Below are 23,253 nucleotides of genomic sequence, written 5' to 3' on the forward strand. Positions count from 1 at the left end.
TCTCAGGTCAAACGTGGCCGCTTGGGCCACCGCCTTCGCGCGATCAGGTGACGCGCGTCGGCCACTCGGCGTGCGGCGTGGCGGCCTGCACGCGTCCTTCGCTCAATTGCACGACCTGGTCGCCGAATGCGGCGACGTCGTCGGGGTCGTGCGTGATGAGCACCATCGGGATATCGAGCCGCGCCTGCAGTTCGGCGAGCTCGTGGCGCATGCGCTGGCGCATCGCGCCGTCGAGTGCCGCGAACGGTTCGTCGAGCAGCAGGATGCGCGGCTGCGCGACCAGTGCGCGGGCAAGCGCGACACGCTGCTTCTGTCCGCCCGACAGCTGCGACGGGAATTGCCCGGCGAGCGTGTCGAGTTCGAACGCATGCAGCCAGTACGCGACTTCGGGCGGCACGGTCTTCGCACGCGGATTGCGCAGGCCCGACGTGAGCCCGAACGCGATGTTCTGGCGCACGTTCAGGTGCGGAAACAGCGCATAGTCCTGGAACAGGTAGGCGACGCGGCGCGCACGGGTCGGCACGTCGATGCCGCGCGCGGAATCGAACAGCGGTTCGCCATTCAGCGCGATCGTGCCTTCGTCGGGCGACAGCAGGCCGGCGATCGCCTGCAGCGTCATGCTCTTGCCCGCGCCGGACGGCCCGAACAGCACCACGCGCTGCGTGGCGGCCGTGAACGACACGTCGAGTGTGAAGCGGCGCTCCGCATTCACGTAGGTCTTGCGGATGTCGACGGCGACGCTCATGCCGGTCTCCGTCGTGCCGCGCCGCGCGTGCGGGAAGCCGATCGCGCGTCGGGAAGGCGTTTTGCCGCGACCCGTGAGGCGCGGCGGTACGGATGCGGCAGGCGCGTCATGTCAGCTGGCTCCGCCCGGCGCGCGACGGCACGAGCCAGCCGGTCGCGAGCAGCACGAGCACGCAGGTGATCGACGTCACCAGCACGAGGAAGTTGGCCGTGCTGTCGTCGCCGGCCTGCACCGCCGCATAGATCGCGACCGAAAGCGTCTGCGTGCGGCCGGGCAGGTTGCCGGCGATCATCAGCGTCGCGCCGAATTCGCCGAGCGCGCGCGCGAAGGCGAGCAGCGCACCGGCCAGGATGCCGCGCGTGGCGAGCGGCAGCGTCACGCGGAAGAACACCGCGGCTTCGCCGAGCCCGAGCGTGCGTGCCGCGCGCTCGAGATGCGGATCGACACTTTCGAACGCCGTGCGCGCCGATTTGAGGATCAGCGGGAACGCGACGACCATCGATGCGATCACCGCGCCCTGCCACGTGAAGACGAGTTCGATGCCGAGCTTGTCGAGCCATGCGCCGAACACGCCGCGCCGGCCGAGCAGCACGAGCAGGTAATAGCCGAGCACCGTCGGCGGCAGCACGAGCGGCAGCGTCAGCAGCGAATCGACCACGTCGCGCATCGGCGAGCGCCAGCGCGCGAGCAGGAAGGCGGCGGCGACGCCGAGCACGATGTCGAGCGCGGTCGCCCAGCCGGCGACCTTCAGCGACAACAGCAGCGGCACCCAGGCGTCCTGCATCATGCTGCGCTCACTTGCCCGCGGGCTTGAAGCCGAACGTGGCCAGCACGGCCTGGCCTTGCGGCGACGCGACGAAGTCGATGAACGACTGCGCCTGTGCGGCATGGCGGCTGTCCTTGACCACCGCGATCGGATAGGTGATGGCCGTCTGCGTCGGCACGGTCAGCACCACCTTCACGCGGCCCGGCATGATCGCCGCGTCGGTGCCGAATACGAAGCCGGCGTCGACTTCGCCGCGTGCGACGTAATCGAGACTCTGGCGCACGTTGGCGGCCAGCACGCCCTTCGCGCTGACGGCGTCCCATACGCCTGCTGCACGCAACGCGCCTTCCGTGTAACGGCCGACCGGCACCGACGCCGGGTCGCCGTACGCGATGCGTTTCACGCCGGGCGCCGTCAGGTCGTTCAGCGACGTGGGCGCGGCCACGTGGCTGTCGGCCGGCACGATCATCACGAGCGAGTTCGCCGCGAAATCGCGGCGCGTACCCGGCACGATGACCTTTTCGCCGACCGCACGATCCATCGCCTTCTGGTCGGCCGATGCGAACACGTCGGCCGGCGCGCCCTTGGCGATCTGCTGCATCAGCACGTCCGACGCGCCAAAGTTGAACAGCACCTTGGTGTCCGGATGCTGCTTCTGATAGGCATCGCCGACGGCCTTGAACGCATTCGTCAGGCTTGCCGCCGCCGACACGACCAGCTCGTCGGCAGCGGAAGCCGGCCCGCTGAACGAGACGGCCGCGGCAAGCGCGGCGAGCGGCAGCAGGCGGAGCAGGGTGCGGCGAAGCGGGCGGACGGTTGAGCGCATGGACTGGTCGTTCGAATGGAATGGTTGGAACCGTAATCGTAATATAGGGCGGGTTATAACGCTCGACATACCGTTCATGCGACGGCGCGCATGAAATCTTCAGACCTGAACGGCGACGGGAATGACGTGCGCGCGGCCCGTCACGCGTGCAGCAACGGCGGCGATCCGGTGCGGTGCAGCGACGACGGCTGATATGCGGGCCGGTAGTGGGGATTGGCTTTCCAGCGGGCGCGGACGAACGGCCGCTCGTGCCCCGACAGTTCCAGCGCCACCCTGGTGACCCAGCGATGCGACGGCACCGTGACGCCGTGCAGCGCGACCGTGACGAGCGCGAGGCTCACGACGACCGCCGGCACCGACCAGCGGTGCGGCACCGCGTGCCACGAGCCGGCGATGAATGCCAGCGCGGCGATCGCGCCGACGATGCAGCCGGTGATCGATTCGGACGGCGAATGCGCGTCGAGCGCGACGCGCGACACGCCGACCGCGATACCGGCCGCGAGCCCGAGCGCGATGCCGGCGATCCGCACCGTCGTGCGCGTGCGGATCAGCGCGAGGAAGATCGCGACGGGATAGACCGACGTCGACAGCATCGCGTGGCCGCTGAATCCCGTGAAGTCCCATGCGCGGATGCCGACGCCCCAGCCGAGGAATGCGATCTTGGTGAGCGCGACGACCCCGATCGCGACGGCGAGCACGCCGAGCCACGCGGCCGCGCGCTGCCACGAGTAGCCGAGCGCGAGCCACACGGCGATCGTGATCGCGAGCGGCAAGGTCAGTCCGGCGCCACCGAACGCGGTGATCGTGATCCACAGGTGAGAGGACAGGTCGAACATCGGGAGAGGAACGAGCAGAGGCGGGACGAATGCTTAAATCAACGCGCGAGCCGGAGAGAACGACTACAACGGATACAAGCGGCTAAACCCCAGTATAGCGCCGCGTATGCTCGAGGCCCGTTTTTTGCGCCGCGGGGGAACTATCCGCGTGCAGGAAAAATCCCATAAACAATGCTATGGTGCATTGCACAAAGTCGAACGATCCACCGAGTGTTGTATCCCTATTTTTCCTGAACGCGAGCCCGATCGATGACCAAAAGTCTGACGAAGGTATGGCTGGGCGGCATGAAACGTATGCTGTCTCCGGCCGCCAAACGAGCGGCACGTGATGCACAGCGTATCGCGCGCGATACGCTCGAGGCCGCCGCGTCGCCCGCCGCAACCGATCTGTCCCCGCCGCGTGAGTCGCGCGTGCGGCCGCGCGCGGCTGCATGGGCGGCCGGCGAGTGGACGCGCGGCGAGCATCCGATGGCGCCCGCGCTCGGTCGCCTGGTCCAGCAGCTCGCCTACGGGCTGTACGTTCCACCTGGCCGCCGGCGCGGTGCGATACCGCTCGTGGTGATGCTGCACGGCTGCCAGCAATCGGTCGACGAGTTCGCGCAGGGCACCCGGATGAACCTGCTGGCCGACAAGCATGGCTTCGCGGTGCTGTATCCGGAGCAGTCGCTGCGCGCGCACGCGCACGGCTGCTGGCACTGGTACGAAGACACCGACCGCGCCGGCCGCGGAGAGGCGGACGCGGCCGCGTCGCTCGTCGACGCCCTCGTCGACGAGCACGGCTTCGACGCATCGCGCGTCTACGTCGCCGGGCTGTCGGCCGGCGCGGGCCTGGCAGCACTGCTCGCGCTGCACCACCCGGATCGCTTCGCGGCTGTGGCGCTGCACTCGGGCCCCGCGCTCGGCGAGGCGAATTCCGGGATCAGCGCGATGGACGTGATGCGGCGCGGCCTGCGGCAGAACCCGGCCGCGGTGGTCGACACGCTGGTCGATGCGGGGGCGTATCCGGGCATGCCCGTGTTGATCGTGCAGGGCGACCGGGACCATGTCGTCGCGCCGAAGAATGCGGACCAGTTGATGGTGCAGTTCATGCGCCTGAACGGGCTCGCGGACAGCCGCGGCGCACTGCGCGGCGGCGAGCGTGTGGAAACGCGCGAGGCTGGCGCGCAGATCACCGACGTGCGTCGCGATGGCGAGTCGATCGTGCGGCTCTGTCACGTGAAAGGGCTCGAACATGCCTGGGCGGGCGGCGACGAAGCAGTGCCGTTTCATGCGGCGGTCGGTCCCGATGCGAGCGCGATGATCTGGTCATTTTTCGAAGAGAATCGGCGCACTGTGGCGACCGAACGACGCACCGTCTGATCGATGCTGGCCAAAGACTAGGGTTTTCCCTATAATTCGGGAAAACCCTAGTCAAAGAACCTTTGGATTGCGAGATCAAACATGTACCTGCTGAGCCACCTCTTCCTGATGCTGACCAAGAACGCTGAAAAGGCCGCGAAAGAGCGCGCCGATGCCTATCTGGCCGAAGCAACCGACATCTACGATCTCGAATTCCGCATGCGCAAGATCGATCGCGAAGCGGCGATGAACCGTCCGTTCTCGTTCGGCTCGCGTTAAGCAGCGCAGCGCGGGCCGGCTCACCAGCCGGCCCGGCGAATCACGCAAAAGGGCGTGTGTGGCGAGCAGCCGCACACGCCCTTTTGCATTCGGCGCCGCGCGTTGCGTCAGACGACCGTCAGGCGCACCGGCACGTTGTTGCGGGTCGCGTTCGAGTACGGGCACACGTGGTGCGCCTTGTCGACCAGCGCCTGTGCGTCGGCCTTGTCGAGCCCCGGCAGCGACACGCGCAGTTCGATGTCGAGCCCGAAGCCGCCGGCGTCGTTCGGGCCGATGCCCACTTCCGCGGTCACTTGCGTGTCGGCCGGCAGCGCCTGCTTGTTCTGGCCGGCGACGAACTTCATCGCGCTCAGGAAACAAGCCGAGTAACCTGCGGCAAACAGCTGCTCCGGGTTGGTACCTTCCGCGCCCGTACCGCCGAGCTCGCGCGGCGCGGCCAGCTTCACTTCCAGCTTGTTGTCGGCGGATACCGCGCGGCCGTCGCGGCCGCCCGTGCTGGTGGCGCTGGTCTTGTACAGAATGTTCATGGTGCAGCTCCTGTCGGAAGAATGGTAGGAAGCGGTCCGGTCGGACGGGGTGTCGCCGGCCACGAAAGAAATATAGAACACAAATGATTAGTGTGCAAATGAAATTTGAAGAAAAAGCCCGGCAGTGCCGGGCCTGTTTGAGATCGACGTGCCGTCAGCCTTCGTTGGCGGCCGACAGCGCGTTGCGCAATTGCTGGAGATCCGCGCGCAGCCTGACCAGGAACTCGGGCGTTTGCTGCATCGCGCAAAAGAGATCGGCTGGCACCGAGCGCGCCTTGAGCTTCAGCGCTCGGCCTTCCGTCGTCACGCGCACGTTCACGACGCGCTCGTCGGTCGCACTGCGCACGCGTTCGACGTAGCCGAGCGCCTCGAGCCGCTTCAGCAGCGGCGTGACGGTGGCCGGGTCGAGGTCGAGGCGGGCGGCGATATCCTTCACCGCGATATCGTCACGTTCCCACAGCACGAGCATCGCCAGATATTGGGGATAGGTCAGCGACAGCTTGTCGAGCAGCGGCTTGTACGCCTTCGTCATCGCATGCGAAGTCGAATAGAGCGCGAAGCACAGTTGCTCGTCGAGCGTCTGGGGCAGCGGGGGCAGGCGGTCCATGATTCGGGTGGCGCGGCGGACGCGCTAATGATTTGCATGCAAATTATTTTGCGCGCAACAGATTCGATTGAACAGGGGGCAGCGTGAAGGTTGGGGCGGCCGGCGGCGTGCGCCGGCCGAGTCTGCGTCAATGGCCCGGCTCAACGGCCCGAGGCGGGCGTTGCGGCTCCTGGTTCCTGCACGCCGAAGCAGCCGCGATAGGTCGCATAGAACGAGCAGTACATCATCGTCACGATGATGATCGTCACCGGCATCATGATCGTCAGCACGTAGGCGCCGGCGCCGAGCGCCTGCAGCAGCAGCGACAGGCCGAACGACGTGCCGAGCGCAACGGCGAACCACAGCAGCCCGTACACCACGAATGCGCCGCGATTGAGCCAGCAACTGACGATGCTGAAGAACAGCGCCTTGGCGGGCGGGATGTCGTGCCACGCGGTCAGCACCGGCGCGAACCAGAACAACATCGCGACCGGCGCGTAGAGCAGCGTCGCCAGCAGCAGCGCGCCGAGCGTGCCTTGCGCGGCAAGCGCTTCCGGCGTCGGACTCGTTTCGCTCGTCGCGCCCAGCATCATGGTGAGCAGCCCGCCACCGTCCACGATGGACGATGCGGCGAACACCAGCACCATCAGCGCGACGTAGACCACGCCGAGCACGAGCAGCCGCTGCGTCGTCACGGAGCCGTACGAGCGAAAGCCGTCGATGAGGATCGTCGGCATCACCGGCTTGCCGGCCACCGTGTCGCGGCACGCGGCCATGAAGCCGACGGCGATGCCGGGGATGAACAGCAGCGGCAGCGCCGCGCCGATGACGGGCACCATCGACACCAGCGTGATCGCCAGCAGGTACGTGAAAAACAGCGTGATGAACGCGAGCGGGTTCCGGCGGAACAGCCAGATACCTTGACGGAACCAGACATAGCCCGCTTTCGCGGGCACTTCGATCAGTTGCATGCGGTATGGGTCTCGGGAAGCGCGGGCGTGTGGGCGATACGCTCACGCAGGATGCGTTCGAAATGACCGGGGTCGTGCGGTTTGAGCATTTCGGCCGCGCGCGGCAGGTAGAAGTCGTACAGGCGCGACACCCAGAAGCGGTACGCGCCCGCGCGCAGCATGTTGCTCCAGTGGCGGCGCTCCTCGGCCGTGAACGGCCGGACCGTCTGGTACGCGCGCAGCAGCGCGTCCGCGCGCGCGACGTCGAGCACGCCCGTCGCGAGGTCGACGCACCAGTCGTTGACGGTCACCGCGACGTCGAACAGCCATTTGTCGCAGCCCGCGAAATAGAAATCGAAGAAGCCGCCGAGCCGGATGTCGTGACCGGTGCCGGGCGCCGCGTGCGCGAACAGCACGTTGTCGCGGAACAGGTCGCAGTGGCACGGGCCGCTCGGCAGCGCCGCGTAGTCGTCCGACGAGAAGAACGCGGTCTGGTGCGCGAGTTCGTCCTCGAGCAGCGTGCGCTGCGCGTCGGAAATGAACGGCACGATCGCCGGCACGTTCTCCTGCCACCACGGCAGGCTGCGCAGGTTCGGCTGGTGGCGCGCATAGTCGCGCCCCGCGAGATGCAGGCGCGCGAGCATCTGCCCGACCTCGATGCAGTGTTCGACCCCCGGTGCGAGTTCGGCGGCGCCGTCGAGCTTCGTGACGATCGCCGCCGGCTTGCCGTGCAGTTCGCCGAACAGCGCCCCGTCGTCGCGCGGGACCGGATCCGGCACCGGCACGCCGTGGCTGGCCAGATGGCGCATCAGGTCCAGGTAGAACGGCAGCTGTTCCGCCGTCAGCTTTTCGAAGATCGTCAGGACGTATTCGCCGCGCGTCGTCGTCAGGAAGAAGTTGCTGTTTTCGATGCCGGACGGAATGCCGCGGAACGCCAGCACGTCGCCCAGTTCGTAGTGGCGCATCCATTGCGCGAGATCGGAGTCGGAAACAGCGGTGAAAACGGCCATGCGAGATGCGTCTGGTCAGTTGTCGGCACGCGCGCGGCGTGCGGCGCGACAGGAGGTGAAGGGAAAGCCGGTGCGCCGCGTCGGGATCGACGCGGCGCGGCAGGAAATCAGTAGCGGAGGTTGACCGACGGCAGGCGCGTGATCGGGACGCCCGCGTCATGCGGCTTCGGCGAGGTGTCGAGCGTCGAGCTCATCTGGTAGCGCGTGCCGAAGTTCGACTTCACGTCGATCTCGACCGGCTTGCCGCGATCGCGATACTCGGTGACCTCGGTGCCGTTCTTGCTCTTTTCATGGAAGCTCGGCGTGCGACGAATGTCGGCGAAGTCGACTTTCGACGTGACTTCGGCGCCGGGTCGGTTGATCTTGCGGAGATCGGGCAGGCCGGCGGCTTCGTTGGCCTCGGCCCGGGCCTGCGTGTCGGCGTCGGGCGTGCCGCCGGCGGCGTAGGCGGCGGCAAACGTGCCAGCGAGCACGGCGGCAGCGGCGACGAGAATGAGCGGCTTCATGATGAGTCTCCAGTGAACCTTTGGATTTTAGCAAATACTGCGCGCGGCCCGGCCCTCGCGTGCAAGCGGCGTGCGAGCGGGCGGCCATGAGCGTGACCGGGTTCCGTGGTAATGTCGTCCGATCAGACGAGGTGATGAAAATGAAGAACGATTTGAGCCGCCGGCATCGGGTGCTGACGCCTGAGAGCCCGCCCGTCGAAGCATTCGACGATTCCGTCGCCGCCGTCGCGCGGCTGTCGGCCATCTACGACACCAATACCGGCTTCCTGCGCGACGCGTTCGCGCGTTATCGCCGCCATGAATCGATCACCGAGCACGTGCGCGCGTGCTACCCGTTCGTGCGGATTCGCACCGACGTCAACACGCACGTCGATTCGCGCCGTTCGTACGGGTTCGTCGCGGGCCCCGGCGTGTTCGAGACGACCGTCACGCGTCCCGACCTGTTCGCGAACTACTATCGCGAGCAGCTGCGCCTGCTGTCGAAGAACCACCATGTGAAGATCGAGATCGGCGTGTCGTCGCAGCCGATTCCGGTTCACTTCGCGTTTCCCGAAGGCATTCACCTCGAAGGCGAGCTCGACCGCGACCGGCTGCTCGCGATGCGCGACATCTTCGACACGCCCGACCTGTCGTACCTCGACGACCGTATCGTCAACGGCACGTTCGAGCCGGCACCCGGCGAGCCGCATCCGCTCGCGCTGTTTACCGCAGCGCGCGTCGACTTCTCGCTGCACCGGCTGCGTCACTACACGGCGACATCGCCCACGCACTTCCAGAATTACGTGCTCTACACGAACTACCAGTTCTATATCGACGAATTCGTGAAGCTCGGCCGCACGCTGATGACGGAAAGCACCGATCCCGACGTGCGCGCGTACCGCAGCCAGTACAGTTCGTTCGTCGAGCCGGGCGACGTCATCACGTACAACGCGAACCTCGGCAGCGAGCCGGCCGAGGGCGCCGCGCCGCCGCGGCTGCCGCAGATGCCCGCGTATCACCTGAAGCGCGCGGATGGCAGCGGGATCACGATGGTCAACATCGGTGTCGGTCCGTCGAACGCGAAGACGATCACCGATCACATCGCGGTGCTGCGTCCGCATGCCTGGGTGATGCTCGGTCACTGCGCGGGCCTGCGCAACACGCAGCGCCTCGGCGACTACGTGCTCGCGCACGGTTACGTGCGCGAGGATCACGTGCTGGATGCGGACCTGCCGCTGTGGGTGCCGATCCCTGCGCTCGCCGAAGTACAGCTCGCGCTCGAACGCGGCGTGGCCGAGGTCACCCGTCTCGAAGGCGCCGAACTGAAGCGCGTGATGCGCACGGGCACGGTCGCGAGCGTCGACAACCGCAACTGGGAACTGCGCGATCACCGCGAGCCCGTGCAGCGGCTGTCGCAGAGCCGCGCGATCGCGCTCGACATGGAAAGTGCGACGATCGCCGCCAACGGTTTCCGTTTCCGCGTGCCGTACGGCACGCTGCTGTGCGTCTCGGACAAGCCGCTGCATGGCGAGCTGAAGCTGCCGGGCATGGCCGACACGTTCTATCGCGGCCAGGTCGACCAGCATCTGCAGATCGGCGTGAAGGCGATGGAGATTCTGCGCACGAACGGGCTCGACAAGCTCCATAGCCGCAAGCTTCGGAGCTTCGCGGAAGTGGCGTTTCAGTAACAAGCCATTGCGGTAGAAGGCTCCCCGGATGATCCGGGGAGCCTTCGCGTCCAACATGGGCGTCGGTGTCTAACTTGGACGCGTCAATGGAACGGGTTGAACGCGTTCTACTTCACGTGCTTTCGGTCGTGTGGCCGGCCAGTGATTGCGCTGGCCCCCCGCTGCGGTTTCAGATCGGTCAGCGCTTTCGCCCACAGGTCGTGGAAGTGCGTGCCGATCTGAACGCACGCACCAACATCCGAATCATCAACGGGTCGGACGGAGCACCGGCCTTTGTGGTGATCCCCTACGCGGACTACATGGCGCAGCACGAAGAGGAGCGCGACCTGACCCCGCACGAAGTGATCAGCGCCACAGTAGACGGGGCGACGCCCCTGCGCGCATGGCGCGAACATCTGAAACTGACGCAGGCCGATATCGCGGCCCGACCCGGCATCAGCCAGTCCGCTTACGCGCAGCAGGAGCGAAGCGAGAAACTGCGCAAGTCGACGCGCGAGAAGATCGCCGCTGCGCTTGGCATCACGGCCGCGCAGCTCGATTTCTGACGCGCGGTCAGCCGCGAAAGAAAGCCGCCAGACACTACGGTGCTGGCGGCTTTTTTAGGGTTCTTCGTGGAATTTCGTGAACCGATGACGATGCGTATGCCTCTGGCCGCGAAAATCCCAACCGTGTCGCCGCGATGACCGTGGTCATCCTTTGTGTGCGAATGCCAGCACGATCGCGTTGCCCAGTTCGTCGACAACCCTGGTCGACGCGCCCGGCGCCGCGAACATCGTGAACTCGACATCGGGCAGGGCCGGCAGGCCGGCATCCGGCGGGATCGCACGCAAGCCGTGCGCAAGTTGTGTGTGCACGATCGGTGTCACCGCAAAGCCCGCGTGCGCGGCGGCGCACAGGCCGGCGCCGCTCGGGCACACGAGCACGATCCGGTAATCCACGCCCGCGCGGGCCAGTGCTGCCAGCGAGGCCTCACGATACGGGCAGGGTTCCGGCAGCAGCGCAATCGGCACCGGTACGCCAGGCGTGAGCGACATCCAATCCGCACCGGCCCACACAAGCGGCTCGCGCCAGAGCACGCGTCCGGTGGGCCCGTCATGGCAGCGTCCACCCATCACCACATCCAGTTCACCGTGATCCAGCGCCTGGAGCAGTTCGCCCGGGATACCGACTCTGATGCTGAATGCGATGCGCGGGTACCGCACGGCAAACGCCTGTATCACATGCATCAGCCTGACATTGGCGAGGTCTTCCGACAGCCCCACGCGGATCGTGCCTGCACTCGGTTCGCGCAGCAGTTGCGCGCGCGCGTCCTGATTAAGCGCGAGGATGGCGCGCGCGTAACCCAGCAGCAGTTCGCCGTCCACCGTGAGCGTGACCGAGCGCGTGGTGCGCACGAGCAGGTCACGGCCGGTCTGTTTTTCCAGGCGCCGCAGATGCGCGCTGACCGCGGACTGCGTCAGATTCAGACGGGCCGCGGCATGCGTGAACCCGCCTTCCTGGACGACGGCCACGAAAGAGCGCAGCAAAACGGTATCGAACATGACATGCCCCGAAATACAGTGCGAATGCTACTGAGTACCGCGATGATACTTCGTTTATATTTTGAATCGAACTATGTTCTGATGAGGGCCGTCAACCCGTCAGGAGTCGTTTCATGTCGACCTTGCTGCATATCGAATCCTCCCCGCGCAAGTCGCGGTCCGCATCACTCGACGTTGCGCGCGCGTATCTGGAAGCCTGGCGCAACGCGCATCCGGAGCATCGGGTCGACGTGCTCGACCTGTGGGCGACGCTATTGCCGGAGCTCGACGGCGATGCGCTCGATGCCAAATACGCGGACTTGAGCGGTACACCGCTCAGCGAAGGCCAGCAGCAAGCGTGGGCAGGTTTCCGGCAGCTGGCGCAGCGGATGCACGACGCGGATACGCTGCTGTTCTCCGTGCCGCTGTGGAATTTTTCCATCCCATACAAGCTCAAGCATTTCATCGACGCCGTGTCCCACCGCGACGTCCTCTTCTCATTCGACGAGCGCGGGTTAGCGGGATTGCTGAACGGCAAGAAAGCAGTCGTGATCTATGCGAGAGGCCTCGACTATTCAAGGCAATCGAGCACGCCTGCCGAGTCGTTCGATTTTCAGCGGCCGTTTCTTGAAGCGTGGCTGCGCTTCATCGGTATCACCGACATCGAATCGATCATCGTCGAGAAAACGCTGTTCGGACCTGAAGTCGATCACGCGGGCAGAGAGGCTGCGCGCAAACGGGCGGTGACGCTGGTACACGCAGCTTCAGCTTCAGCATCAGCATCAGCATCGGCTTCGGTTGATGGCTGAACTGGCCAATGGCTGGAGACCGCCGAGCACCGGCGGGTGAATGCCGCGCAAGCCGCGGGCGTAACGACAAAGGCCGCACGCGAACTTTCGTTCACGTGCGGCCTTGTTCTTTGTCCTGCGGTGCGCGACCCCGATCGACCCCGCACTCAGATGCTCAGCACTCACCCTTCTTCGCGTGTCCCGGCGGGCAATGGTAGCCGCCGTGACCGCGATGGCGCTGATGATCTTCCCACTCGCGACGCTCCCAGTAGCGGCGGCCGTCCCAGTAACGATCGCCGTGCCAGCCGATCACGACCGCAGGCCCCGGAGCGACCACGACAGGCGCGGGCGCGACGACGACCGGCGCGGGCGTGCCGATGTTGACGTCGACGTTGACGGCTTGGGCGAGGCCGGACAGCGAAAGACCGAGGCCGGCGAAGGCGAGGGCGATCAGCGAGCGTTTCATGTTGTTTTCCGTGATGTCGTTGTCAAAAGGCCGGCGCGACGCGATGGACGCGAGGGGGGATCGTTCCACCGGGGGACGCCACGCCGACGAGATGCAGTGTGCAGGCGCCACGCGAAAAAGGCGAGACGGGTTTGTTACGTCGGATTGACGTCAGATGCGCCGGCCGGATCGATGACAGGCCGCATGATTTGACAATGGCGGGCCACGCATGGGAGGCGTCGACCGCATTGCGCGATGCAGGCTGCCCGGATTTGACATTCGCCGGCAGCGCGGCTGCGCGGCGGGATTAATACGGCGTTACAAAATGACGCGCGACGGGTGGCGGAATTACCGTGCCTGCCGCGCAGGAGACGCGACGCCGGCCGCGAGGCCGGCCATCGCACCGATCGAATTACAGATAGAACATGCGGTCTTCTTCGGGCCGCGGCGGATGGTCTTCGCCGTCCGCGCCTTCTTCCTCGCCGCTGTCCTCGTAGAACGCGAGCACGGCGTCGAGCACCTGGTCGGGATCGTCGATCACCTGCATCAGATCCATGTCTTCCGGATTGATGAGGCCCATCGGAATCAGCTGGTCGCGGAACCATTGCAGCAGCCCCTGCCAGAACGTGCTACCCACGAGAATGATCGGCACGAGGCGCGACTTCTTCGTCTGGATCAGCGTGAGCACCTCGGACAGTTCGTCGAGCGTGCCGAAGCCGCCCGGCATCACGATCACCGCGTCGGAGTTCTTCACGAACGTTACCTTGCGCGTGAAGAAGTGGCGGAAGCGCAGCGAGATGTCCTGGTAGTGGTTGCCCGCCTGCTCGTGCGGCAACTCGATGTTCAGGCCGACCGACGGCGCCTTGCCGGCGTGCGCACCCTTGTTCGCGGCTTCCATGATGCCGGGGCCGCCGCCGGAGATCACGGCGAAGCCGGCGTCGGACAGCTTGCGCGCGATCTGCACGGCCAGCTTGTAGTGCGGCGTGTCGGGCTTGAGACGGGCAGAACCGTAGATGCTGACGGCCGGTCGGATCTCCGACAGGTACTCGGTCGCCTCGATAAACTCTGCCATAATCGTGAACATCTGCCACGATGCGCGCGCCTTCTTGGCCGTCGCGCGTTCTTGATCTGCGAGCGAACGCAGACTCGGAATCACTTTTCTCTTGTTCATAATGCCTGAAGAACGAAATCTGGAAGGTAAGACCCTGCTATTGGTTGACGGTTCGAGCTATCTGTATCGGGCTTACCATGCGATGCCTGATTTGCGTGGCCCTGGCGGGGAGCCGACCGGAGCGCTCTACGGAATCATCAACATGCTGCGCCGTATGCGCAAGGAAGTCAGTGCAGAGTATAGCGCTTGCGTGTTCGATGCAAAGGGCAAGACGTTCCGTGACGACCTTTATGCCGACTATAAGGCAAACCGTCCGTCGATGCCGCCCGATCTTGCACTGCAGGTCGAGCCGATTCACGGCGCGGTACGTGCGCTCGGCTGGCCGCTGCTGATGGTCGAGGGCGTCGAGGCCGACGACGTGATCGGCACGCTCGCGCGCGAAGCCGAGCGGCACGGGATGAACGTGATCGTGTCGACCGGCGACAAGGACCTCGCGCAGCTCGTCACCGATCACGTCACGCTCGTCAACACGATGACCAACGAGACGCTCGATCGCGGCGGCGTGATCGAGAAGTTCGGCGTGCCGCCCGAGCGGATCATCGACTATCTCGCGTTGATCGGCGACACCGTCGACAACGTGCCCGGCGTCGAGAAATGCGGGCCGAAGACAGCCGTGAAATGGTTGTCGCAATACGACAGCCTCGACGGCGTGATCGAACACGCGAGCGAGATCAAGGGCGTGGTCGGCGACAACCTGCGCCGCGCGCTCGACTTCCTGCCGCTCGGCCGCAAGCTCGTGACCGTCGACACGGCCTGCGATCTCGCACCGCATCTCGAATCGATCGAAGCGTCGCTGAAGAGCGACGGCGAAGCACGCGACCTGCTGCGCGACATCTTCGCGCGCTATGGCTTCAAGACGTGGCTGCGCGAAGTCGACAGCGCGCCCGCCGAAGGCGGCGGCGCCGACGCGCCGGAAGGCGAGCCGGCACAGGTGGTCGCGGCGGACATCGTCCGCGAATACGACACGATCCAGACCTGGGAACAGTTCGATGCATGGTTCGCGAAGATCGACGCGGCCGCACTGACCGCGTTCGACACCGAAACGACCTCGCTTGATCCGATGACCGCGCGGCTCGTCGGCCTGTCGTTTTCGATCGAGCCGGGCAAGGCCGCGTATCTTCCGGTCGCGCACCGCGGCCCCGATCTTCCCGAGCAGTTGCCGATCGACGACGTGCTCGCGCGCCTGAAGCCGTGGCTCGAATCGGCCGACCGCAAGAAGGTGGGCCAGCACCTGAAGTACGACGCGCAGGTGCTCGCGAACTACGACATCGCGCTGAACGGTATCGAGCACGACACGATGCTCGAATCGTACGTGCTCGAATCGCACCGCACGCACGACATGGACAGCCTCGCGTTGCGTCATCTGGGCGTCAAGACGATCAAGTATGAAGACGTGGCCGGCAAGGGCGCGAAGCAGATCGGCTTCGACGAAGTGGCGCTCGAGCAGGCCGCCGCGTACGCCGCCGAAGATGCGGACATCACGCTGCAGCTTCATCATGCGCTGTATCCGCAGGTCGCGCGCGAACCGGGCCTCGAGCGTGTGTATCGCGAGATCGAGATGCCGGTGTCGCTCGTGCTGCGCAAGATGGAGCGCACCGGCGTGCTCATCGACGACGCACTGCTGCAGGCGCAAAGCAGCGAGATCGCGACGCGTCTCATCGAGCTCGAAGGGCAGGCGTACGAACTGGCCGGCGGCGAATTCAATCTCGGCTCGCCGAAGCAGATCGGGCAGATCTTCTTCGAGAAGCTGCAGTTGCCGGTCGTGAAGAAGACGCCGAGCGGCGCCCCGTCGACCGACGAAGAAGTGCTGCAGAAGCTGGCCGAGGATTACCCGCTGCCGAAGCTGCTGCTCGAGCATCGCGGGCTGTCGAAGCTGAAGTCGACCTACACCGACAAGCTGCCGCGCATGGTGAATCCTGCAACGGGCCGCGTGCACACGAACTACGCGCAGGCCGTCGCGGTAACGGGCCGCCTTGCGTCGAACGATCCCAATCTTCAGAACATTCCGGTGCGCACGGCCGAGGGCCGGCGGATCCGCGAGGCGTTCATCGCGTCGCCGGGTCACCGCATCGTGTCGGCCGACTATTCGCAGATCGAACTGCGGATCATGGCGCACATTTCGGGCGACGCGTCGCTGCTGCGCGCGTTCTCGCAGGGCGAGGACATCCACCGCGCAACGGCCGCCGAAGTGTTCGGCGTGACGCCGCTGGAAGTCAACTCCGACCAGCGCCGGATCGCGAAGGTGATCAACTTCGGGCTCATCTACGGGATGAGCGCGTTCGGCCTCGCGTCGAACCTCGGCATCACGCGCGATGCGGCGAAGCTGTACATCGACCGCTATTTCGCGCGCTACCCGGGCGTCGCGCAGTACATGGAGGACACGCGTGCGGCCGCGAAGGAAAAGGGCTACGTCGAAACCGTTTTTGGCCGCCGCCTGTGGCTGCCGGAGATCAACGGCGGCAACGGCCCGCGCCGTCAGGCCGCTGAACGTGCGGCCATCAATGCACCGATGCAGGGCACGGCTGCCGACCTGATCAAGCTGTCGATGATCGCGGTGGACGACTGGCTCACGCGCGACCACCTCGCATCGCGGATGATCATGCAGGTGCACGACGAACTGGTGCTCGAGGTGCCCGACGACGAACTGTCGCTCGTGCGCGAGAAACTGCCGGAAATGATGTGCGGCGTGGCGAAGCTGAAGGTGCCGCTGGTCGCTGAAGTGGGTGCCGGCGCGAACTGGGAAGAGGCACACTGACGCACCCCAGCGTGATTCCCGCGTCCCGCGGCATATTGTTGCAGGGATGCTGAATATCGAGATGGTTTGCTTGTGGTCAACGCGCAAGCTCCCGGACAATGCATGTCAGTCAGGTCATTGTCGCGGGGGCAGCGCGCCCCGCGTTCCGGGATCGGCGCATCGAAGTGTTTCGAACTGCACATCGATGATGTCCGAACCGGTTAATCCAGCGGGCGGCGCGAACGCATTGCGTCTGCATCGTCCGGCGGCAGCAGTTTCGAATCGCAAAGGGGGAATCGGATGCATCGGATCATCATCGTAGGCGGAGGCGCGGGCGGCCTGGAACTGGCGACGCGGCTCGGCGATCGTTACAGCGCGCGCGGCAATCGTCCCGCGCGTGCGCTTGTCACGCTCGTCGACCGCAATCCGACCCACATCTGGAAGCCATTGCTGCACGAGGTCGCGGCCGGCAGCATGGACCCGTTCACGCAGGAACTCGAATACGCGGCGCAGGCGCGCTGGCATGGCTTCGAGTTTCAGCAGGGCGAACTGACCTCGCTCGATCGCGCGGCGAAGCGCATCACACTGTCGCCCGTCAACGACAGCGATGGCGAGGAGCTGCTGCCGGCGCGCGACCTGGAATACGACACGCTCGTGATCGCGATCGGCAGCACGACGCATTTCTTCGGCGTGCAGGGCGCGGCCGAAAACGCGATTGCGCTCGATACGGTCGGCGAGGCCGAGCGCTTCCGCAAGCGCCTGATCGCCGCGTGCATGCGCGCCGAGCACCAGGCGCCGGCGCAGCCCGCGCCGGGAGCGCCGGACGAGCCGCGCATCCAGGTGGTGATCGTCGGCGGTGGCGCGACGGGCGTCGAGTTGTCCGCGGAACTGCGCAACACCGCGCAGGTGCTGTCCGTCTATGGGCTGCACAAGCTCGACCCGCAGCACGACGTCGGCATCGTGCTGATCGAATCGGGGCCGCGGATTCTGCCTGCGCTGCAGGAGCGCGTATCGACCGCAACGGCCGAGCTGCTCGAAAAGCTCGGCGTGCGATTGATGCTCGCGGAGCGTGTGACCGAGGTCGCGCCGGGTTTCGTGCATACCGCGAGCGGCAAGTCGGTGCGCGCGGATCTCACGGTCTGGGCGGCCGGCATCAAGGCGCCGTCCGTGCTGTCGAATCTTGACGGCCTGCAGGTCAACAAGCTCGGCCAGCTCGACGTGCGTCGCACACTGCAGACCTTCACCGACGACAACGTCTTCGCACTCGGCGATTGCGCGGCATGCGTATGGCCCGGCAACGAGCGCAACGTGCCGCCGCGTGCGCAGGCCGCGCACCAGCAGGCGAGCTTTCTGCTGAAGGCGATCGGCTGCCGGCTCGACGGACGTCAGCTGCCCGAGTTCACATATCGCGATTTTGGTTCGCTCGTGTCGCTCGGTCACTTCAGCGCGGTCGGCAACCTGATGGGCGGCCTGATCGGCGGCAACATGCTGATCGAAGGGCTGTTCGCGCGCTTCATGTACATGTCGCTGTACCGCCTGCACATCGCGGCGCTGCACGGCTATCCGCGCATGATGCTCGATACGTTCGCGCACTGGCTGCGCCGCACGACGCTGCCGCGCGTCAAACTGCACTGACCGCGCGGTTCGTGCTCCGACGGGCAGGGAACGCGTATCGAGCGCGTTTCCTGCCCGTTGTCGTTTCAAGTGCGGTTGACCCCGGATTCGCGCACCGGCCTGCGCATCGTTTGGTTTCAATCCGTGGACATTCGAGCGCGCGACGGCGCTCGCCGCATGCGTGCCCCGCATGGATTTGCCGGGCCGGGGCGCCGCGGTTGTCGATATTGTCGGATGCCACGCATTACACCGTCGTAATCGAGTCTTACACATCTGACAGTTGACGCGACAACGGATTATTGGGCATCTTGTCCGGGTTTCCGCTTGCGGCGGGGTGCCAACCGCCGCGACATCCGCGCCGTCCGCCGGCATGACGCCGGGTCGAGTCCCTGGCCGCGACGGCGGTGCCCAATCGAGGAGTGCATTCATGTTGAAACCCGAAGTCGACAGCCTGGTTCCCCACGTTCCGTTCTCGCGCCGCAAGTTCATGCAGGCCGCGCTGGGCGGCACCTTCGCGGCGGCCGTGCTGCCCGTGTCGGCGCAGACGATCACGACCGACAGCACCGGGCTGGACGTCGACACCATCGAGATCCGCTCGGGCGACGCGAGCATCCCCGCGTATCGCGCGCAGCCGGTCGACAAGACGAACCTGCCGGTCGTCATCGTGATCCACGAGATCTTCGGCGTGCATGCGCATATCGCCGACGTCTGCCGCCGCTTCGCGAAGCTCGGCTATCTGGCGATCGCGCCGGACCTGTTCGCGCGCCAGGGCAATGCGTCGAAGTATCCGACGATGAAGGAGCTTTTCGACAACATCATCAGCAAGGTGCCTGACCGGCAGGTCACCGAGGATCTCGATGCGACCGTCGCGTGGGCCGGCAAGAACGGCGGTGACCTGTCGCGTCTCGGCGTGACGGGGTTCTGCTGGGGCGGCCGCCAGGCGTGGCTGTACGCGGAGCATAATCCGCAGGTGCGCGCGGCCGTCGCATGGTACGGGTTCGTCGAGGGCACGACCGACGAGATGACGCCGTTCAATCCGGTCGATCATGCGTCGTTGCTGAAGGTACCCGTGCTCGGGCTGTACGGCGAGAAGGACACGAACATCACGCAGGCGTCGCTCGCGGACATGCGCAAGGCAATCCAGACGAGCGATTCGAAGCTCGCGCGTCAATCGGAGATCGTCGTGTATCCGGATGCCGGCCACGCGTTCTTCGCCGATTATCGGCCGAGTTACGTGAAGGGCGACGCCGAGGACGGCTGGAAGCGCGCGATCGAGTGGTTCCACAAGTACGGCGTGATGTGAACGACAAGGCGGCAGATGCCGCCGCCTTGTCGTCGCGCCGCGCAGGTGCTTACGGGTTCGGGCCGGTCGCGATCGGACGCGACGGATCGGCGCTCCATTCGCTCCACGAGCCCGGATACAGCGACGCGCCATGCAGCCCCGCGATTTCGAGCGCGAGCGCGTTGTGGCATGCGGTCACGCCGGACCCGCATTGCAGGATCACGCTGTTCGGTTCGGTGCCGGCCAGCAGCGTGGTGAATGTCTCGCGCAGCTCATGGCCGGTCTTGAAGCGGCCGTCGGCGGCCAGGTTGTCCTTGAAGAACCGGTTGCGTGCGCCGGGAATGTGGCCGCCGACACGATCGATCGTTTCGTTTTCGCCGCGATAGCGATCCGGTGCGCGCGCATCGATCACGACGCGCGTGGCCGACGTCACGTTCGCGAGCACGGCTGCCGCGTCGACCGTCGATTCGAGCGGGGTCGTCGCGCGGAAGTCGCCGGCGGCCGGATGCGGCACGTCGGTGGTCAGCGGCTGGCCGGCCGCTTCCCACGCCTGCAGGCCGCCGTCGAGCAGCGCGACGGAATCGTGCCCGAGCCAGCGCAGCAGCCACCAAAGCCGCGCCGCATAGGCGCCGCCTTGTGCGTCATAGGCGATGACCTGCTGGCCCTGCTTGACGCCGCGGCTGGCGATCAGCGTCGCGAATGCGTCGCGGGTCGGCAGCGGATGGCGCCCGTTGGTGCCGGTCTTGCGGCCGGACAGGTCGCGGTCGAGATGGAGATACTGCGCGCCGGGGATATGGCCGGCCGCATAGGCGGCTTCGCCTGCGCCCGGATCGACGAGGTCGAAGCGGCAGTCGAACACGGCGACGCTGCCCGGCGCCGCGGCCAGCCGCTCGGCGAGATTGGCTGCGGAGATGAGCGTGGTGTAGTGGGTGTGTGGCATGACGGCTCCCTGGAGTGCAAACGGCCTGATACTCCAAGTCTAAACAAAAAAAGACGGGCCGAAACCCGTCTTTTGATATGCCGAATGCCATGCGGCGCTGGCGCGCCGCGCGCGGTCAGATGTCGCCGAGGTGGCGGCGCAGGAACTCGTGGAAGTGCTGCATGCCGTCTTCCATCGGGCTCTGGTATGGCCCGACCTGCGATTCGCCGCGCGCCATCAGTGCGCGGCGACCCGCGTCCATCCGCATCGCAATTTCGTCGTCCTCGATGGCCGTTTCCATATAGGCTGCGCGCTCGGCCTCGACGAACTCGCGTTCGAACAACGCGATTTCCTCGGGGTAATAGAACTCGACGATGTTGGTCGTCTTCTGCGGCCCGCGCGGAATCAGCCACGACACGACGAGCACGTGCGGATACCACTCGATCATCAGGCCCGGGTAGTAGACCATCCAGATCGCGCCGAACTCCGGCGGCACGCCGTTGCGGAACTTGAGCACCTGCTCGTGCCACTTCTGGTAGGTCGCGCTGCCCGGTTTCGCGAGGGCGTTGTGCACGCCGACCGTCTGCACGCTGTACCAGTCGCCGAACTCCCATTTGAGATCGTCGCACGACACGAAGCTGCCGAGGCCCGGGTGGAACGGGACGACGTGATAATCCTCGAGGTAGACCTCGATGAACGTCTTCCAGTTGTAATCGCACTCGTGCACTTCGACGTGATCGAAGTGATACTCGGAGAAGTCGAAGTGATGCTTCGTGCCGAGGTTCGCGAGATCGCGCGCGACGTTGCGGCCTTCGGCCTCGAACAGCAGCCCCTGCCAGTTCTGCAGCGGGCTCTTGCCGAGGTTCAGGCACGGCTTGTCGGGGAAGTGCGGCGCGCCGAGCAGTTGGCCTTCCAGATCGTACGTCCAGCGGTGTAGCGGACACACGATGTTCTGCGTGTGGCCGCGCCCGTTCAGCATGATCGCCTGCCGGTGACGGCACACGTTCGACAGCAGTTCGATCTGGTTCGCCGGGTTGCGGACCAGCACGCGACCTTCCTTCTCGGACGGCAGCGCAAAATAATCCCCCGCCTCGCGCACCATCAATTCGTGCCCGACGTAACGAGGTCCTTTCTTGAAGAGGGTTTCGATCTCGCGCTCAAGGAGCGCCTCATCGAAATATGCAGTGACTGGAAGCTGGCTGTGGGCCGACTTCAACTGAAGCGCATCGCTCAGATTGGACATTCCCACTCCCGGTGTTAGCGTGAAAGCAGTGAACAACCCAACCATCGAAAAATCGATTTAGGGAAACGGGGAATTATACCCGGTTCGCCTCGCAAGGCTAGGATTAAGTGCCTGATTTGTGTCAATTTTTTGTCGGGAGACAATCGGGGTGCGCACCCCGTGTGTCGAAGATGGGGCCGGAAGATATGCCGGGGTGCCCACGTCGGCAGATCGGAGAATTCTCTTTTGCCGTAGAATGTCCGACTTGTTTTGAAATTTGACACCCTCGTCCATGGCGAAAACCGCATCCCCAGGCGCCACGCCGCCCGGCAATGGCACCGAACCGTTGCCGGACAATTATGAGATGGCGCTCGCGGAACTCGAGACGCTGGTTGCACGGATGGAAGGCGGCGCGTTGAGCCTCGAGGATTCACTGGCGGCGTATCGCCGCGGTGCGACCCTCGTTGCGTTTTGCCAACAGCAGCTCGAGAAAGTGGAGCAGCAGGTTCGCGTGCTGGACGGCGCGACCCTGAAGCCGCTTTCGTCCGGCACGGCCGCCACGGACGGCGAAGACGACGATCTATGACATTCGAACAATGGATGCGGTCCGTGCTCGACCGTGTCGAGGACGCACTCGGCCACTATTTGCCGGCTGATAATGTGGTGCCCACGCAGCTTCACGAAGCGATGCGTTATGCGGTCCTCGGCGGCGGCAAACGCGTTCGCCCGCTGCTGTGCCATGCAGCAGGCGAACTGACCGGCGCGACCGAAGCGGCGCGCAACGCAGCGGCGGCGGCGCTGGAGATGATCCACGTTTACTCGCTCGTGCACGACGACATGCCGTGCATGGACGACGACGCGCTGCGACGCGGCAAGCCGACCGTGCACGTGCAGTATGACGAGCCGACGGCGCTGCTGGTCGGCGATGCGCTGCAGTCGCAGGCATTCGTCGCGCTGACCGACGCCGTGGCACTGACTCCGGTGCAGCAGGCTGCGCTCGTGCGCGAGCTGGCGCTGGCGAGCGGCTCGATCGGCATGGCCGGCGGGCAAGCGATCGACCTGGCGAGCGTCGGCCTCAAGCTGACGCGCGAACAGCTCGAGACGATGCACCGGATGAAGACGGGCGCGCTGCTGCGTGCCGCCGTGCGGATGGGCGCGCTGGCCGGCGACACGCCGTCGGCGGAAGCGATGGCCGCGCTCGACGTTTACGCGGGCGCCGTGGGTCTGGCCTTCCAGGTCGTCGACGACATTCTCGACGTCACGACCGATTCGGCGACGCTCGGCAAGACGGCAGGCAAGGATGCGGCGAACGACAAGCCGACCTACGTATCGATCCTCGGCCTCGACGCATCGCGTGAGCTCGCGGCCCAGCTGCGCGCCGAAGCGCACGATGCGCTGAAACCGTTCGGCGCACGCGCACAGCGTCTCGCCGAACTTGCCGACCTGGTGGTGAACCGGGTCAGCTGACGCGAAGCCCGCCGCTGCGCACACGCTACGGTGCGTGCAATAGAATGCGGGCGCG

The 23,253-nt window shown here is 65.7% G+C and carries 24 protein-coding genes; 10 read left to right on the forward strand and 14 right to left on the reverse strand.

What is annotated here, in order from left to right; genetic code table 11:
• Nucleotides 1-43 precede the first annotated feature (43 nt).
• The 4 genes from BTE28158_RS07140 to BTE28158_RS07155 form a co-directional block, all read right to left on the reverse strand.
• The gene (locus BTE28158_RS07140) at nt 44-745 is read right to left on the reverse strand and encodes a sulfate/molybdate ABC transporter ATP-binding protein (RefSeq protein ID WP_124621150.1); all 702 of its coding nucleotides are present in this window, start codon (nt 743-745) and stop codon (nt 44-46) included.
• Between the two features lie 106 nt (nt 746-851).
• Nucleotides 852-1,529: a molybdate ABC transporter permease subunit gene (gene modB, locus BTE28158_RS07145; RefSeq protein WP_059601856.1), complete on the reverse strand. Its 678-nt coding sequence runs from the start codon at nt 1,527-1,529 to the stop codon at nt 852-854.
• 10 nt (nt 1,530-1,539) lie between these two features.
• Nucleotides 1,540-2,337 (reverse strand): molybdate ABC transporter substrate-binding protein, encoded by a 798-nt coding sequence (modA, locus tag BTE28158_RS07150; protein ID WP_124901301.1) that lies wholly within the window; start codon nt 2,335-2,337, stop codon nt 1,540-1,542.
• Between the two features lie 140 nt (nt 2,338-2,477).
• Nucleotides 2,478-3,173: a phosphatase PAP2 family protein gene (locus BTE28158_RS07155; RefSeq protein WP_151048561.1), complete on the reverse strand. Its 696-nt coding sequence runs from the start codon at nt 3,171-3,173 to the stop codon at nt 2,478-2,480.
• 249 nt (nt 3,174-3,422) lie between these two features.
• On the opposite strand from BTE28158_RS07155, the gene BTE28158_RS07160 reads away from it, so the two are divergent.
• Nucleotides 3,423-4,532, forward strand: a complete 1,110-nt coding sequence (locus BTE28158_RS07160) for an extracellular catalytic domain type 1 short-chain-length polyhydroxyalkanoate depolymerase (protein ID WP_151048560.1) — start codon at nt 3,423-3,425, stop codon at nt 4,530-4,532.
• A gap of 81 nt (nt 4,533-4,613) precedes the next feature.
• On the forward strand, nt 4,614-4,790 hold the full coding sequence (locus BTE28158_RS07165; protein ID WP_069228557.1) for a DUF3563 family protein: 177 nt from the start codon (nt 4,614-4,616) through the stop codon (nt 4,788-4,790).
• Between the two features lie 107 nt (nt 4,791-4,897).
• Here the strand turns inward: BTE28158_RS07165 and BTE28158_RS07170 are convergent, their stop codons facing one another.
• From BTE28158_RS07170 to BTE28158_RS07190, 5 genes are all read right to left on the reverse strand, one after another.
• Nucleotides 4,898-5,317: an organic hydroperoxide resistance protein gene (locus tag BTE28158_RS07170; RefSeq protein WP_031399791.1), complete on the reverse strand. Its 420-nt coding sequence runs from the start codon at nt 5,315-5,317 to the stop codon at nt 4,898-4,900.
• Between the two features lie 154 nt (nt 5,318-5,471).
• Nucleotides 5,472-5,924: a MarR family winged helix-turn-helix transcriptional regulator gene (locus tag BTE28158_RS07175; RefSeq protein ID WP_059601701.1), complete on the reverse strand. Its 453-nt coding sequence runs from the start codon at nt 5,922-5,924 to the stop codon at nt 5,472-5,474.
• 140 nt (nt 5,925-6,064) lie between these two features.
• Entirely contained in the window at nt 6,065-6,874 is an 810-nt protein-coding gene (locus tag BTE28158_RS07180) for a BPSS1780 family membrane protein (protein ID WP_151048559.1), read from the reverse strand.
• Nucleotides 6,865-7,863 carry a homoserine kinase gene (locus BTE28158_RS07185; RefSeq protein ID WP_124621157.1) on the reverse strand — a complete coding sequence of 333 codons (999 nt, stop codon included), beginning with the start codon at nt 7,861-7,863 and terminating at the stop codon, nt 6,865-6,867. The genes BTE28158_RS07180 and BTE28158_RS07185 overlap by 10 nt, the downstream gene beginning before the upstream one ends.
• 107 nt (nt 7,864-7,970) lie before the next feature.
• A complete protein-coding gene (locus BTE28158_RS07190; protein WP_124621159.1) occupies nt 7,971-8,369 on the reverse strand; it encodes a hypothetical protein in 399 nt (132 codons plus the stop codon).
• A gap of 140 nt (nt 8,370-8,509) precedes the next feature.
• Here BTE28158_RS07190 and BTE28158_RS07195 point away from each other — a divergent pair, with 140 nt between their 5' ends.
• The gene (locus BTE28158_RS07195; protein ID WP_059601858.1) at nt 8,510-10,036 is read left to right on the forward strand and encodes an AMP nucleosidase; all 1,527 of its coding nucleotides are present in this window, start codon (nt 8,510-8,512) and stop codon (nt 10,034-10,036) included.
• Between the two features lie 218 nt (nt 10,037-10,254).
• Nucleotides 10,255-10,581: a helix-turn-helix domain-containing protein gene (locus tag BTE28158_RS07200; protein WP_151048566.1), complete on the forward strand. Its 327-nt coding sequence runs from the start codon at nt 10,255-10,257 to the stop codon at nt 10,579-10,581.
• Nucleotides 10,582-10,725: 144 nt separating this feature from the next.
• Here BTE28158_RS07200 and BTE28158_RS07205 read toward each other — a convergent pair whose 3' ends face one another.
• Nucleotides 10,726-11,577, reverse strand: coding sequence for a LysR substrate-binding domain-containing protein (locus tag BTE28158_RS07205; protein ID WP_151048558.1), 852 nt, complete (start codon nt 11,575-11,577; stop codon nt 10,726-10,728).
• A gap of 113 nt (nt 11,578-11,690) precedes the next feature.
• On the opposite strand from BTE28158_RS07205, the gene BTE28158_RS07210 reads away from it, so the two are divergent.
• Nucleotides 11,691-12,365: an FMN-dependent NADH-azoreductase gene (locus BTE28158_RS07210; protein ID WP_151048557.1), complete on the forward strand. Its 675-nt coding sequence runs from the start codon at nt 11,691-11,693 to the stop codon at nt 12,363-12,365.
• Nucleotides 12,366-12,519: 154 nt separating this feature from the next.
• Here BTE28158_RS07210 and BTE28158_RS07215 read toward each other — a convergent pair whose 3' ends face one another.
• Together BTE28158_RS07215 and BTE28158_RS07220 are read right to left on the reverse strand one after the other, a co-directional pair.
• Nucleotides 12,520-12,810: a hypothetical protein gene (locus BTE28158_RS07215; RefSeq protein ID WP_124621246.1), complete on the reverse strand. Its 291-nt coding sequence runs from the start codon at nt 12,808-12,810 to the stop codon at nt 12,520-12,522.
• 391 nt (nt 12,811-13,201) lie between these two features.
• Nucleotides 13,202-13,960, reverse strand: a complete 759-nt coding sequence (locus tag BTE28158_RS07220; RefSeq protein ID WP_059601715.1) for an LOG family protein — start codon at nt 13,958-13,960, stop codon at nt 13,202-13,204.
• Nucleotide 13,961: 1 nt separating this feature from the next.
• On the opposite strand from BTE28158_RS07220, the gene polA reads away from it, so the two are divergent.
• The 3 genes from polA to BTE28158_RS07235 all read left to right on the forward strand — a co-directional run bounded on the left by polA (nt 13,962) and on the right by BTE28158_RS07235 (nt 19,611).
• Nucleotides 13,962-16,715, forward strand: a complete 2,754-nt coding sequence (polA, locus tag BTE28158_RS07225; protein ID WP_151048556.1) for a DNA polymerase I — start codon at nt 13,962-13,964, stop codon at nt 16,713-16,715.
• Between the two features lie 279 nt (nt 16,716-16,994).
• Nucleotides 16,995-18,329 (forward strand): NAD(P)/FAD-dependent oxidoreductase, encoded by a 1,335-nt coding sequence (locus BTE28158_RS07230; protein WP_059601719.1) that lies wholly within the window; start codon nt 16,995-16,997, stop codon nt 18,327-18,329.
• 406 nt (nt 18,330-18,735) lie between these two features.
• A complete protein-coding gene (locus tag BTE28158_RS07235) occupies nt 18,736-19,611 on the forward strand; it encodes a dienelactone hydrolase family protein (RefSeq protein WP_151048555.1) in 876 nt (291 codons plus the stop codon).
• A gap of 49 nt (nt 19,612-19,660) precedes the next feature.
• On the opposite strand, the gene BTE28158_RS07240 is transcribed toward BTE28158_RS07235, so the two are convergent.
• Together BTE28158_RS07240 and BTE28158_RS07245 are read right to left on the reverse strand one after the other, a co-directional pair.
• A complete protein-coding gene (locus BTE28158_RS07240) occupies nt 19,661-20,530 on the reverse strand; it encodes a sulfurtransferase (protein ID WP_124906248.1) in 870 nt (289 codons plus the stop codon).
• 115 nt (nt 20,531-20,645) lie between these two features.
• Nucleotides 20,646-21,752, reverse strand: a complete 1,107-nt coding sequence (locus BTE28158_RS07245; protein ID WP_151048554.1) for an aromatic ring-hydroxylating oxygenase subunit alpha — start codon at nt 21,750-21,752, stop codon at nt 20,646-20,648.
• A 271-nt stretch (nt 21,753-22,023) separates the two neighbouring features.
• Between BTE28158_RS07245 and BTE28158_RS07250 the strand changes: the two genes are divergently transcribed.
• Together BTE28158_RS07250 and BTE28158_RS07255 are read left to right on the forward strand one after the other, a co-directional pair.
• Complete coding sequence (locus tag BTE28158_RS07250) at nt 22,024-22,317, forward strand: exodeoxyribonuclease VII small subunit (RefSeq protein ID WP_006479428.1); 294 nt, start codon at nt 22,024-22,026, stop codon at nt 22,315-22,317.
• A complete protein-coding gene (locus BTE28158_RS07255) occupies nt 22,314-23,198 on the forward strand; it encodes a polyprenyl synthetase family protein (RefSeq protein WP_059601727.1) in 885 nt (294 codons plus the stop codon). Before BTE28158_RS07250 ends, BTE28158_RS07255 begins: the two co-directional genes overlap by 4 nt.
• Nucleotides 23,199-23,253: the final 55 nt, after the last annotated feature.

This window comes from Burkholderia diffusa (assembly GCF_902499115.1).
GTDB classification, from domain to species: Bacteria; Pseudomonadota; Gammaproteobacteria; order Burkholderiales; family Burkholderiaceae; genus Burkholderia; species Burkholderia diffusa.